The organism is Lactococcus sp. SK2-659 (assembly GCF_020218185.2).
GTDB classification, from domain to species: Bacteria; Bacillota; Bacilli; order Lactobacillales; family Streptococcaceae; genus Lactococcus; species Lactococcus lactis.
The window spans coordinates 401619-415586 of record NZ_JAIWQZ020000001.1; the positions used below are offsets into that span (position 1 = coordinate 401619).

Genomic DNA, 13968 nt, shown 5'->3' on the forward strand with positions numbered 1-13968 from the left:
GGGTTAATCTGGCAGAGCGTCAAGACAAATTCACAGGTGAATGATACAGGGCAAAGCTTAAGAAACAGAAATTGATGAGAGCTAAAAGTGCTGACAGGTCTGTATAAACTTTCTGTCAGTAAAATTTTAAGGTGTACAATGGGGCTATGCCCCGTTTTTGTTTAAAAAATGATAAAATAATAGATATGAAATTAGAAAAATTACCCGAGGAGTTTGTACAGGCCAAGCCGGTTTTAGAAAAAATAATCGAGCATGGGTTTGAAGCTTATTTTGTGGGAGGTTCTGTACGTGATATATTGCTTGGGCGAGAGATTCACGATGTGGATATTGCAACAAGTGCATATCCAGAGGAAATTAAAGATATTTTTCCTTATACCATTGATGTGGGAATCGAACATGGAACAGTACTTGTTTTAGCGGGAAAATCAGAAGCTGAACATTATGAAATTACTACTTTTCGGACAGAATCAAAATATACAGATTACAGACGGCCAGATCATGTGGATTTTGTCAGAGATTTACGAGAGGATTTAAAACGTCGTGACTTCACGGTCAATGCTTTTGCTTGTGATGTTAACGGGCAAATTATTGATTTGTTTGCTGGACTGACGGATTTGAAGGAACGCAGGCTAACAGCGGTTGGTAGCGCTTTGGAACGTTTTAATGAAGATGCTTTACGGATTATGCGGGCCATGCGATTCGCAGCAACTTTAGACTTTCAAATTGAAAATAATACTTTCTTAGCCATGTGTGAGTCGGCTCACTTACTGGAAAAAATCTCAGTTGAACGAATTTTTATTGAATTTGATAAGTTGTTGTTAGGTCAGGATTGGCGAAATGGTTTGACCTTACTGCTTAAATCAGGGGCTTATAAATATTTACCAGATTTGCAAGATTCGGCCTTGAAAAAAGTACTGACAGACTTGTCAGTAGATTTCCATTTTCAGAATTCTGAGCAAGCATGGGCAGCTTTACTGACTAGATTTTCCAATGTTGATGTGAAAACATTTTTGCGAAAATGGAAAGTGTCCAATGAATTTGCAAAATTTGTAGCAGACCTTGTATCAGCTTATGAACTTGACTCTTGGGATTTGATGAGTCTTTATCATTTTGGTTTAGAAAAAGTGCTTTTGGTTGATGAATTGAAAGTGGCTTATGGTTTGAAGATTGATAGAGAACAAGCTGTCACTATTAATAACCAACTTCAAATTCATGATAAATCAGAGATTGTCATTGCTGGAAAAGATTTAATGGAAGAATTTTCGCTTGAACCTGGTCCAGAACTTGGTAAAATTTTAAAAATTATTGAAGAAAAAATTGTCAAAAATGAATTGAAAAATGAGCAGGCTGCTATTTTTGCAGAAGTTAAAAAAATGCTCTGATTAAATTTTACTGACAGAAATTTTGGCAAATAACCAATTGAAATTTAGTATTTATTATAAATACAATTTCTTGGTTTCTAAGTAATGTATTCTATAGATTATAAAGGAGAAATAAATGAAAATTGAAAATCGCCGTAAAGGCTCATGTACAACAGTTCTTGTGGGAAGAAAAGCATCAATTGATGGTTCAACCATGATTGCTCGTAATGATGATGGACACGAAGCTTTGGATCCACAACGCTTTATTGTGATTCAACCTGAAGAACAACCTCGTCATTATAAAGCTGTTTTATCTGATTTAGAATTAGATTTACCTGAAAACCCATTACGTTATACTTCAACGCCAAATGCAGTTTTAAAAGAAGGGATTTGGCCAGCGGCTGGGATTAATAGTGCTAATGTTGCGATGTCTGCAACAGAAACAATTACTACTAATCCAAGAATCTTGGGTCTTGACCCTTATGTGGAAAATGGGATGGGTGAAGAAGACCTTGTAACACTTGTTTTGCCATACATTAAAAGTGCTCGCGAGGGAGTTGAGCGTCTGGGTCAATTACTTAAGACTTATGGAACTTATGAGCCAAACGGGATTGCTTTTGCTGACAAAGAAGAAGTTTGGTGGTTAGAAACAATCGGTGGTCATCATTGGGCAGCAGTTCGTATTCCTGATGATTCTTATGTTGTAGCGCCAAATCGAATGAATATTGATGAATTCAAATTTGATAATGATGATTATATGTGTTCAAGTGATTTGAAACAATTAATTGATGCAAATCATTTAAATCCTGATTTTGAAGGCTATGAAAGTCATTATAATTTGCGTCATATCTTTGGTTCATCTTCAATCAAAGATTCTGTTTATAATAATCCACGAACTTGGTATGGTCAAAACTTCTTAGGAAATCCATCTGAAGATCCACAAAATCAAGAACTTCCATTCATTTGTGAAGCTAGTCGAAAAATTACTGTTGAAGATGTTAAATTTGTTTTATCAAGTCATTTTGAAAATACAAAATATGATCCTTACGGTAGCACAAATAGTCCAGAAGAAAGAAAACTTTTCCGTCCAATCGGAATAAATCGTAATCATAGTGTTCATATTTTGCAAGTTAGAAATAATGTTCCTGATGAATTAGCAGGAGTTCAATGGCTTGCTTTTGGAGCAAACACTTTCAATCATGTTGTACCATTCTACACTGCAATTAATGATACGCCAGCTTCTTATCGTGATGCTAAGGGAGAATATGACCCAACAAATATGTACTGGTTGAGCGCAACAACAGCTGTTCTTGGTGATTCTAATTATGATTTATTTGTTGATTTACGAAATACTTTTGAATTAAATACCATGGCAAAATTCCATGAAATTCAAAATGAAACAGATAAGAATTTTGAAACAGCTGAAGATAAAATTGCTTATTTGACTCAGGCAAATGAAAAATTAGCAGAGGCGGCGTTTAAAGCACAAACGGAACTTTTGGGACGTATGGTCGTTCTTGGTTCAGCTAATATGAAATTGCGTTTTGATTTTAATGACTAATTTAGTTTAAAAATAATTGTAAAAAAGTAGTTGAAAAGCTACTTTTTTTAGTTTTCTTTAAAGTACAAAATGGTATAATACTAAATAAGTCTCAAAAATAGAAAAGGGAAAGAAATGAATTCTAGAAAAAGTAAAAAAGTGAGAAAAGACCGAGGAGGTAAAATTTTTGTGATTTTATTATCCATTGTTATATTTTTTGCTTTAATTATTTTTGGAGTAGTCATGATTGGTCGGCAAGTCATTTCAAGTCAAACGGATAATATTGCTGCTAAATTTTTACCAAGCTCAGGAAGCTCAGAAGGCTCAGATAGTGTGACTGATGCAGTGAGTCAAATGGGATCGGCAACACCATCAGCTATTGCCACAAAATTAAATGAAAATGCAGATGTAATTAAGAGTCAATCGCAAGGAATGATAAGTTCAGCAAAAGCAACGAGCACTGGCTCTAAAGTGACTTACACCTTGGAATCCTCTAAACTCAATAAAGCAACCGTTGGCGCCCTTTTATTAGCAAGTGGTGACCAAGTTGAAGAAGTAGCGGATAAGGTGTTAGATTCAATGAAAAAAGCTGGGGTTGCTCAACCTAAATTGCAAGTTGATTTGACTGATGATAAGGGGAATGTCATCAAAACGTTGAATTATAGTGCTTAAAATTGGATTTTACAATAAAAACAACATTTATTCAGTTAAATGTTGTTTTTTTGAATCTTAAGTGATAGAATATTCTAATAATTACTTAATTAGGAGGAAAATTATGAATATCTCAGAAGAAGTACGTCCCGGAGCCAATAGATATGTGAGTGGTCAAGGAATTTTGCAAGATTTAGAAAGCTATCTTGCGCCTTTTAATAAACTTGCGATAATTACTGGGGAAAAATCTTTTCAGGTTTTTCAAGATTTTTATCCTAAAGACTTAAGTTATCCTGTTTTTCATTATGATGGCTCGGCCTCTGTCGAAAATGGGAAAAAACTGGCCAAAGAAATTGGTCAATCCGATGGCCTTCTTGCAATTGGCGGAGGGCGTTTAATTGATACTTGTAAAGTTGTAGCCCAGGAGCTAAACTGTGAGTTAATTATTATTCCGACCTTGGTTTCTAATTGTGCTCCTTACACACCGGTTGCAGCTCTTTACCACCCTGACCATACTTTTGATAAAGTGGGTTATTTAAATAAAGTGAGCTATTTAACTTTAGTTGATTATGATTTTTTATTGGCAACACCTCATGATTATTTTGTTGCTGGAATCGGAGATACACTCGCCAAATGGTATGAAATGGAAGGAATCGTTCGTCAGGTTTCACAGGAAGAACTTTCAGCCTCAGTTCGTTTGGGATTTGCGAGTGCAAAGGAAATTTTTAAAATATTATTTGCTGATTCTAAAGCAGCACTTAATGATTTGGCTGAACAGAAAGTGACGCCAGCTTTTGGGCGAATTGTTGATACAATCATTGAACTTTCAGGAACAGTTGGAGGTTTTGCTGGGACTTATGGACGGATGTCAGGAGCTCATGCGCTTCATAATGGTCTATCACTTTGCTCAGAGACACATCCTATTTTACATGGCTCAAAAGTCGCTTATGGAGTCTTGGTACAATTGGCTTATACGGGAGACACTTCAGAAATTGAAAAACTCTTGCCATTTTATAAGGAAAATCATTTACCTGCTTCTCTAGCAGAAATTAATTTGCCATTTGATTTGGAAAAATTGCAAGCAGTAGCAAAATTTGCAGCCAGTCCTGTAGAATCTTATCGTTTGATTGATTCAAAAGTTACTGACGAAAAAATCATAAGTGCCATCAAAGCCTTAGAAGCTCTTGTCAGCAAAAAATAAGGTTTGACATTCTGTCATTGAATCTAAAAGTTACTGACAGAAATTTTGAAAAATAGAATCAAAGTTTCAAGGTCAAAAATGAAATAAGGAAAAAGGAATGACGATAAGTTTACAACAACTCAAATATTTTATTGAAGTAGCCAGAGTGGGTTCAATTAATCAAGCTGCTGAAATTCTTTTTATTACACAACCTTCTTTGTCGAAGGCGATTAAAGATATTGAAGCGGAAGTTGATTTGTCGCTTTTTCAACGGTCAAGTAAAGGAATTTCGCTGACAGCAGATGGTGCAGAGTTTTTGGGATATGCACGACAAGTTGTAGAACAATCTGATTTATTGGAAACACGGTGGTTGGACCGAAAGCCCTCTCGAAAACTTTGTGCGATTTCGACCCAGCATTATGCTTTTGCGGTGAATGCCTTTGTCAATATGGTCAAAAAAACAGAAAGTCAGGGGATTGGAGAATACGAATATACTCTGCGAGAAGCTAGAACTTATGAAATTATTGAAGATGTAAAGTCACTGCGCAGTGAGTTAGGAATTCTTTATAAAAATTCATACAATGCAAATGTTATGGATAAGATTTTAAAAGAAAATCGATTAACTTTTCATCCGCTTTTCTTGGCGGAGCCGCATATCTTTGTCAGTTCAACAAATCCTTTAGCTCATAAAAAATTTGTAACATTAGAAGATTTAGAAGAATTTCCCCGCCTATCCTATGAACAAGGAGAACACAATTCTTTCTATTTTTCAGAAGAAATTTTATCTACGGTTTATGCTAAAAAAGACATTAAAGTAGGAGACCGAGCCACCATTTTCAATTTGATGATTGGATTAAATGGATATACAATTTCAACTGGAATTGTCAGTCAAGACTTGAATGGTGACAATATTGTAGCCATTCCCTTAGCAGTGGAAGATAATATTGAGATTGGTTGGATCTCACTAAGTGAACTTCAATTGACCAATCAGGCTGAACTTTATTTAAAAGAATTGGAAAAAATTGTACATCCTTTTGATGTTCGTGAAGGTAAAAAAAATACTGACAGAAATAAGTAGTTTACTATCCAGCTTTTTTATCAGTAAAAAATTAAAGCCGTCATTACTGACAGGCTTTTTTGTGGTATAATCAAAGGTAATATAAGAGAAATTAGGACGAAAAATGGCAGACTTCATCGCACAAAATTTAAGTAAATCAGTTGGAGAAAAAACGGTTTTCAACAAAATCAATTTTATCATTCATGATCTTGACCGAATTGGTCTTTTGGGAGTTAATGGTACGGGTAAAACAACGCTCCTAAATGTTATTTCAGGACTTTCAGGATTTGATGGAGACCGCACGCCCTTTGATCATCCACAAAATTATAAAATTACATACCTTACTCAGGAACCTGATTTTAATCCAAAAGCTACAATTTTAGACACCGTCTTAGATGATTCGCTTCCGCAAATGCGAGCAATTAAAAATTACGAAGCAGCCCTTTTAGATTATGAAAATTTAGCTAAGTTAGAACGTGCCCAATCAGAAATGGATGCTCTGAATGCTTGGCAAGTAGAAGCAGATGTCAAAACAATTTTGACTAAACTTCAACTTCCTGACCCCGCCACTCTAATCGAAAGCCTTTCAGGTGGACAAAAAAGACGGGTTCAATTGGCTCAAGCTTTAGTCAATGATTCCGATTTATTATTACTTGATGAACCAACCAACCACCTCGATGTTGAAACCATCGCTTGGTTGCAAAATTATCTAAAAAATTCTCGAAGAACCGTTCTTTTTGTCACGCACGACCGCTATTTCTTAGATAGTGTTGCAACACGAATTTTTGAACTTGAAGATGCGGGTCTTAAAGAATACCAAGGAAATTATCAAGATTATCTTGCAAAAAAAGCTGAAGATGAAGAAAGAGAAGCCGCAGCAAGTCACAAGGCAAAACAACTTTATCAATCTGAATTAACTTGGATTCGTAAATCACCTCAAGCGCGTGCTACAAAACAACAAGCACGGATTGACCGCTTTGAAGACCTTAAAGATTCTATGAAAACTAGTAAAAATCTAGGAGATTTAGAACTCAACATTGCGAGCAGTCGCTTAGGGAAAAAAGTAATTAATTTTAAAAATGCCGCTTTTTCTTATCCTGACCGACCAATTTTTAAAGATTTTGAATTAATCGTTCAAGGGCATTCGCGCTTGGGGATTGTTGGTGATAATGGTGTCGGAAAATCGACCTTACTCAATATCATTGATGGTGAGCTAGCATTAACTGACGGGATTTTGGAAATTGGTGAAACAGTAAAAATTGGTTATTTCAGTCAAGAAATTCGAGGACTTGATGAAAATAAACGCATGATTAACTTTCTTGAAGAAGTTGCATCTGCTGCACATAACAGCAGTGGTGAAAATATCTCAATTGTTAATTTATTAGAGCAGTTTCTATTCCCAAGAAGTAGTCATGGAACGCTGATTTCTAAACTTTCAGGTGGTGAGAAAAAACGACTCTATTTACTTAAAATTTTATTATTACAACCCAATGTGCTTTTGCTTGACGAACCAACCAATGACTTGGATATTGCAACCTTAACTGTACTTGAAAATTTCCTAGGCTCTTTTCCGGGTGCTGTTTTGACAGTTTCTCATGACCGCTATTTCCAAGATAAAGTGAGCAACGAATTACTTGCATTTGAAGATGGGCAAATTAATCATTATTTTGGTGCTTACAGTGACTATTTAGCTGTCAAAACGGAAGAAAAATCTGCTGACAAAGCTGTCAGTAAAATTGAAAGTCCAATAAGTACTGACAAAACTGAAAATACTGACAAAACGAAACTGACCTATATGGAAAAGAAAGAATGGGAAACCATTGAAAGTCAAATTGCTGAAATCGAAGAGCGAATTTCTGAGATTGACACAGAAATGAATGAAAATGGTTCAAATACAGAACTCCTACTGAACTTACAAAAAGAATTAGACAACAAAACAAAAGAACTTGAAGAAAAATATGAACGTTGGGAATATCTATCAGAAAGGGCCGACTAAAACATTATGACAACGCAAGAACTTATTGAAACCTTACAAAAATTTCCGGCAGAAGCAACTGTAAAAATCATTCAAAACGATATCAGTGGTGACCGCTTTTTTGATGTTAATACAGTAGAAAATCTGGCCAGAGTCCGTGTTACCACTGAAGGAGTTGAAACCGTAGATACCGTGATTATTGGTATTTAAACCCAGAGACGAAAGAGGAAGTCAAATGTTAAAAATCGGAATTATGGGTGCCGCTAAAATTGTTCCAAGATTTGTAGCAGGTGTAAAAGAGAGTGGTCAAGCTGAAGTTATTGGGATTGCCGCCAGAGATAAAGAAAAAGCACAAAAAGCCGCTTTGGAATTAGAAATTCCACAAGTTTATGATGATTATGCAAGCTTAGTAAATGCAGCAGAAATTGATTTAATCTATATTCCACTCATCAATAAACAACATTATCCTCAAGCAAAAATGGCTTTAGAAGCAGGTAAAAATGTACTTCTTGAAAAACCATTTACCTTGACTCTTGAAGAAAGTCAGGAATTATTCAAGATAGCAAATGAAAAAAATCTTTTTTTGATGGAAGCTCAAAAATCTGTTTTCCTACCTGTGATGGCCCAAATCAAAAAATGGCTTGATAACAATGAAATTGGTAAAATATCTCGTCTTGCAATAAATGATTTCAGACCCCATACCAACCGGGAGAGCTGGGCCTTAGACTTAAAAGAAGGCGGCGGCGCTTTTATCATGCATGCCAGCTATCCACTCTCTGTCTTACAATTCTTATTTGGAACAGGTTTTGATGCAGCAAAAGGAATTTATTGGTCTTCTGAAGAAAATAAAGCAGATTTAGATTACGAAATTCTCTTAAAAAAAGCAGAAATTATGATTAATATTTCACTTAGCACGCGCTTAGATAAACCAAATACATTTATCATTTACGGTGAAAAAGGAGAAATTTCAGTTCCAAATTATTGGAAATCAAACCAAGCCAGTCTTATTAAAAATGATGGAACGGTTGAAGAATTTTCTCATCCAATGCCAAGTGAATTCAGCTATGAGATTGATGAAATTGCTGAACTAATCAATAAGGGCAAGAAAAAAAGTGAAAAACTTTCCCCAGAAATGACGATGACGACAGTCGAAATTGTGGAAGACCTATACCAAGAATGGTTTGGTAAAGATTGGCCAAATATAAAATAAAAACACTAGTTATCTAGTGTTTTTTCTTAAAAATTTAAATTTCCCTTTAAAACGTTGTAAGGCTAAATAACGTTCACGTGCTTTGTGCATCGCTTGGTAACGTTTAGGATCTTTTTTATAATATTGTTGATGATATTCTTCGGCTGGCCAAAAAGTTTTTGCCTCTTCAATCGGAACAACAATTGGTTTATCCCAAATTCCAGATTTCTCTAAGGCAATTTTACTTTTTTGAGCAGCAATTTTTTGTTCTTCACTTTCAACAAAAATCACTGGACGATAATTTGCACCTCGGTCATAAATTTGTCCGTCAGCATCAGTGGGGTCAATCAATGACCAATAAATATCTAATAGTTCATCATAAGAAATCAAATCATTATCAAATAAAATTTCAACTGCTTCCGTATGGCCAGAAGCTTTTGAGAGGACTTGGTCATAAGTAGGGTATTCGATATGTCCACCAGTATAACCACTAGTTACAGCCAAAATACCTGGACGTTCTTCAAAAGGTTCAACCATACACCAAAAACAACCACCAGCAAAAATAGCTCGTTCTGTACTCATTTTACACCTCCATTTGCTCTAATTTAATTATATCATGTGAAAAAAATGCCACCTCATCATTTGACTCGAACTTTAAAAATTTTGAATTTGCCTTTTTTGTGATAGAATAGTTAAAAATAGAAAAGGGGAACGATTTTTTAATGCTAAAAACAACTTTTGCAAATGCGGAATTCGCTAATCCATTCATGAACGCTTCAGGAGTCCATTGTATGACAACTGAGGATTTAGAAGAATTAAAAGCCTCTCAAGCAGGGGCCTATATCACCAAAAGTTCTACATTAGAAAAAAGAGAAGGTAATCCACTCCCACGTTATGTTGACTTAGAATTAGGCTCAATTAATTCTATGGGTCTGCCTAACCTAGGTTTTGATTACTACTTAGATTATGTTTTAAAAAATCAAAAAGAAAAGGTTCAAGAAGCGCCAATCTTCTTTTCCATTGCTGGTATGAGCGCAGCCGAAAATATCGCTATGCTTAAGAAAATTCAAGAAAGTAATTTTTCAGGAATTACAGAATTGAACCTTTCTTGTCCAAATGTCCCTGGGAAACCACAGCTTGCTTATGATTTTGAAGCCACTGAAAAACTCCTAAAAGAAGTTTTTACCTTCTTCACAAAGCCTTTAGGTGTAAAACTTCCTCCTTATTTTGACCTCGTTCATTTTGATATCATGGCAGAAATCCTCAATCAATTTCCGTTGACTTATGTTAACTCAGTCAATAGTATTGGGAATGGACTTTTTATTGATTCAGAAGCAGAAAGCGTAGTTATTAAGCCTAAAGACGGTTTTGGTGGAATTGGTGGAGCATACATCAAACCAACAGCGCTTGCAAATGTTCGTGCTTTCTATACTCGACTCAAACCTGAAATTCAAATCATTGGAACAGGTGGTATTGAAACAGGACAAGATGCCTTTGAACACCTCTTATGTGGAGCTACAATGCTTCAAATTGGTACAGCTTTACACAAAGAAGGCCCTGCAATCTTTGATAGAATTATTAAAGAATTAGAAGAAATTATGGATAAAAAAGGCTATCAATCAATTGCTGATTTCCATGGAAAATTAAAATCATTATAAAAAATTATCATAAAAAGCTGAATTTAAACAGCTTTTTTCTTATCTTATAAATGAAATTTAAAAATTACTAAAAGAGATGATATAATGTAAAAGATTAAACAAACAAGGAGAAATATATGGAAATTTTTATGACTTTTATCGTTTATTCTTTTATTGGTTGGATATGGGAGACCTTTTATTGCTCATTTAAAGACCGGCATTTTGTTTTTAGAGGTTTTTTATTAGGCCCTTATTGCCCTGTTTATGGTTTTGGCGTCTCTGCCGTCTTACTTTTAGTTCCAGATACCGGAAATTTATTCAGTCTTTATCTTAATACGATTGTGATTGTGACAGTCGTTGAATTCATTGGAAGTTGGATTTTAGAGAAATTCTTTAATATGAAGTTATGGGACTACTCAACCCTCCCTTTCAATATTGAAGGAAGAGTAGCTGTTCCCGTTTCATTATTTTGGGGTGTAGGTTGTATTATCTTAATTAAATTAGTTAATCCACCTGTTCAAAATTGGATTCATGATTTTAATGAATTAACCCACAGTTGGGGTGTGATTTTGATATTAATTATCTTTCTGGCTGACCTTGTTTCAACATTTATTTTTACGATTTCAACCAAAAAAGAAGTCTTGGCTATGATTGATGATTCTGACAAAGAAAATGCAGCAATCAAAGAATTTCGTCTTAAACATCTCTTTACAAACCATGAAACAGCAGCAAATCGGATAAAAGTATTAGAATTACTTAAAAATAAACCTCTAAAATTAAAACATTATAATTTGCGCAGAATTCTCAAAAACTATCCAAATATGAATTTGACCAAAAAACGATAATTTAAAAATCGTAAGCGTTTTTAGTAGCCTTAGAAATAAATTCGTGGCATAATGAGGTCATGAATAAAACATTTGAAAAAGAAGAAATTTTAAATGAACTCTATAATCTTATACTAGACCGAAATATTCGTGACTGGGAACGCCAGTGTTTACTTCATACGAAAGTTCAATTAGAGAATCAAGGCCAACTTGTGGATGAATTAGCAAAATTAGAAGTGACCTTAAGACCGTTGGCATTACGCTATAATCTTACACCAAAGGTCGCTGGATTTTATCAAAAAATTTCCAACAGCAAACTCTTTGGTCGAGGAGTTGGTGGCATTATATAAGCCCTTAGTTCTCCTTATGCTTTAAAAGCATAAGGAGTTTTTAAAAAAGTATTTTTAAAAAAGTAAAATTCATTTTATAATGAATTCAATAAAAGAAAAGGAAGTAAAAAAATGAAATCAGCTTATTTTGTCGAAAAAAATAAAATGGAAGTTAGAGAATTTCCCAAAGCGCAACTTGTAAAAGAAACAGATGCTATCATAAAAATTGTTCGTGCCTGCGTATGTGGTTCCGATTTATGGTGGTTTCGTGGGATTTCTGAACGTCAACCTGGACCAGTAGGTCATGAAGCTATTGGCCTGATTGAAGAAGTAGGCACCGGAGTTAAAAATTTTAAAGTAGGAGATTTTGTCATTGTTCCCTTTACGCACGGTTGTGGACACTGTCCAATTTGTTTGGCTGGCTTTGAAGCCAATTGTCCAAATGCAAAAGACGGTGTGAATGGCGGCTATCAAGGAGAATTCTATCGGGCGATTAATGCTGATGGTGCACTTGTCAAAATCCCGGGCCAACCAAGTGATTATTCTGATGACCAGTTGGCTTCATTGACGGCTTTAGCTGATGTCATGCCTACAGGTTTTCATGCAGCTAAAGCAGCAGATGTTCATGAAGGTGATACAGTGGTTGTCTTTGGTGATGGAGCAGTTGGACTTTGTGCAGTGATTTCAGCTAAACTTTTAGGAGCAAAACGGATTATTGCAATGAGTCGCCATGAAGACCGTGCAGCACTTGCGCGTGACTTTGGTGCAACAGATATTATTGCTGAACGTGGTGAAGTAGCGATTCAAAAAATTATGGACTTAACCGATGGTTATGGTGCTGACGCTGCCTTAGAATGTGTCGGAACAAAACAAGCAATTGAATCTGCTTTTCAAGCGGTAAGAGCAGGCGGGCGAGTAGGTCGTGTGGGAGTTCCTCATGATGTTAATTATAATGAATGGATTGATTCTCTCTTTTGGAAAAATATTCAACTTGGAGGTGGAGTAGCCTCTGTCGCACGCTGGGATAAGGAAATCTTACTCGAAGCAGTTTTAAGTGGAGAGATTAATCCAGGCCGTGTCTTTACAGCAGAATTTATCTTAGATGAAATTCAAGAAGCATACGAAGCAATGGATCAACGTACAGCAATTAAATCTCTTTTGAGAATTTCAGAGGGATAAATAAGGAAAATAAAAGCTCTACCAAAGCTGGTAGAGCTTTTTGTAGAAATACGATAAATAGCTAATTTCTTTCCAAGATTTGTTATGTTATAATATAATGAATATATCTAGATAAAGGAAAAATTCATGACTTACGCAGACAAGATTTTTAAACAAAATATCCAAAATATCCTTGATAATGGTGTTTTTTCAGAAAATGCACGTCCCAAGTATAAGGATGGTCAAACCGCAAATAGTAAGTATGTAACAGGTTCTTTCGTTACTTATGATTTGCAAAAAGGTGAGTTTCCAATTACCACTTTGCGTCCAATTCCAATTAAATCGGCAATTAAAGAATTGATGTGGATTTATCAAGATCAGACAAGTGAACTTGCTGTTCTTGAAGAAAAATATGGAGTCAAATACTGGGGCGAATGGGGAATTGGCGACGGTACGATTGGACAACGCTATGGGGCAACAGTTAAAAAATATAATATTATCGGAAAATTATTGGATGGTTTAGCTAAAAATCCTTGGAATCGCCGTAATATCATTAATCTTTGGCAATATGAAGATTTTGAGGAAACTGAAGGACTTTTGCCTTGTGCTTTCCAAACAATGTTTGATGTTCGCCGTGAACAAGATGGTCAGATTTACTTGGATGCGACTCTTATTCAACGTTCAAATGATATGCTTGTTGCGCATCATATTAATGCCATGCAATATGTCGCTTTACAAATGATGATTGCAAAACATTTTTCTTGGAAAGTTGGAAAATTTTTCTATTTCGTAAATAATTTGCATATTTATGATAATCAGTTTGAACAAGCAAATGAGTTAGTTAAGCGAACAGCTTCTGACAAGGAGCCCCGTTTGGTGCTTAATGTTCCTGACGGAACAAACTTTTTCGATATTAAACCAGAAGATTTTGAGCTTGTGGACTATGAACCGGTAAAACCTCAATTAAAATTTGATTTGGCAATTTAGATTAACTAAAAAGTTACTGACAGAACTCTGTCAGTAACTTTTTTATTGATAAAATTTAAATATTGTTCGTTGACGAACAA

General features: G+C 35.1%; 14 protein-coding genes. 13 read left to right on the forward strand and 1 reads right to left on the reverse strand.

Features of this window, described 5'->3' with window-relative positions; all coding sequences use genetic code 11:
* The first annotated feature begins 185 nt into the window (after positions 1-185).
* The 8 genes from LDP15_RS01940 (at position 186) to LDP15_RS01975 (ending at position 8974) form a co-directional block, all read left to right on the forward strand.
* The gene (locus LDP15_RS01940; RefSeq protein ID WP_015426722.1) at positions 186-1382 is read left to right on the forward strand and encodes a CCA tRNA nucleotidyltransferase; all 1197 of its coding nucleotides are present in this window, start codon (positions 186-188) and stop codon (positions 1380-1382) included.
* 115 nt (positions 1383-1497) lie between these two features.
* Positions 1498-2922, forward strand: a complete 1425-nt coding sequence (locus tag LDP15_RS01945; protein ID WP_003130696.1) for a C69 family dipeptidase — start codon at positions 1498-1500, stop codon at positions 2920-2922.
* Between the two features lie 114 nt (positions 2923-3036).
* The gene (locus LDP15_RS01950) at positions 3037-3573 is read left to right on the forward strand and encodes a hypothetical protein (RefSeq protein WP_015426721.1); all 537 of its coding nucleotides are present in this window, start codon (positions 3037-3039) and stop codon (positions 3571-3573) included.
* Between the two features lie 103 nt (positions 3574-3676).
* Positions 3677-4753: an iron-containing alcohol dehydrogenase family protein gene (locus LDP15_RS01955; protein WP_015426720.1), complete on the forward strand. Its 1077-nt coding sequence runs from the start codon at positions 3677-3679 to the stop codon at positions 4751-4753.
* 97 nt (positions 4754-4850) lie between these two features.
* Positions 4851-5810, forward strand: coding sequence for a LysR family transcriptional regulator (locus LDP15_RS01960; protein WP_015426719.1), 960 nt, complete (start codon positions 4851-4853; stop codon positions 5808-5810).
* Between the two features lie 103 nt (positions 5811-5913).
* Positions 5914-7785 carry an ABC-F family ATP-binding cassette domain-containing protein gene (locus LDP15_RS01965; RefSeq protein WP_015426718.1) on the forward strand — a complete coding sequence of 624 codons (1872 nt, stop codon included), beginning with the start codon at positions 5914-5916 and terminating at the stop codon, positions 7783-7785.
* Between the two features lie 6 nt (positions 7786-7791).
* The gene (locus tag LDP15_RS01970; RefSeq protein ID WP_015426717.1) at positions 7792-7974 is read left to right on the forward strand and encodes a hypothetical protein; all 183 of its coding nucleotides are present in this window, start codon (positions 7792-7794) and stop codon (positions 7972-7974) included.
* 25 nt (positions 7975-7999) lie between these two features.
* Complete coding sequence (locus LDP15_RS01975; protein WP_015426716.1) at positions 8000-8974, forward strand: Gfo/Idh/MocA family protein; 975 nt, start codon at positions 8000-8002, stop codon at positions 8972-8974.
* A 9-nt stretch (positions 8975-8983) separates the two neighbouring features.
* On the opposite strand, the gene msrA is transcribed toward LDP15_RS01975, so the two are convergent.
* Positions 8984-9535 (reverse strand): peptide-methionine (S)-S-oxide reductase MsrA, encoded by a 552-nt coding sequence (gene msrA / locus LDP15_RS01980; RefSeq protein WP_015426715.1) that lies wholly within the window; start codon positions 9533-9535, stop codon positions 8984-8986.
* A 140-nt stretch (positions 9536-9675) separates the two neighbouring features.
* On the opposite strand from msrA, the gene LDP15_RS01985 reads away from it, so the two are divergent.
* From LDP15_RS01985 to LDP15_RS02005, 5 genes are all read left to right on the forward strand, one after another.
* On the forward strand, positions 9676-10611 hold the full coding sequence (locus LDP15_RS01985) for a dihydroorotate oxidase (protein ID WP_015426714.1): 936 nt from the start codon (positions 9676-9678) through the stop codon (positions 10609-10611).
* Between the two features lie 116 nt (positions 10612-10727).
* Positions 10728-11435: a hypothetical protein gene (locus LDP15_RS01990; RefSeq protein WP_015426713.1), complete on the forward strand. Its 708-nt coding sequence runs from the start codon at positions 10728-10730 to the stop codon at positions 11433-11435.
* Positions 11436-11494: 59 nt separating this feature from the next.
* Positions 11495-11764, forward strand: a complete 270-nt coding sequence (locus LDP15_RS01995) for a bacteriocin immunity protein (RefSeq protein WP_225513439.1) — start codon at positions 11495-11497, stop codon at positions 11762-11764.
* Positions 11765-11875: 111 nt separating this feature from the next.
* Positions 11876-12922 (forward strand): zinc-dependent alcohol dehydrogenase family protein, encoded by a 1047-nt coding sequence (locus LDP15_RS02000; RefSeq protein ID WP_015426711.1) that lies wholly within the window; start codon positions 11876-11878, stop codon positions 12920-12922.
* Positions 12923-13048: 126 nt separating this feature from the next.
* Positions 13049-13888: a thymidylate synthase gene (locus tag LDP15_RS02005; RefSeq protein WP_015426710.1), complete on the forward strand. Its 840-nt coding sequence runs from the start codon at positions 13049-13051 to the stop codon at positions 13886-13888.
* Positions 13889-13968: the final 80 nt, after the last annotated feature.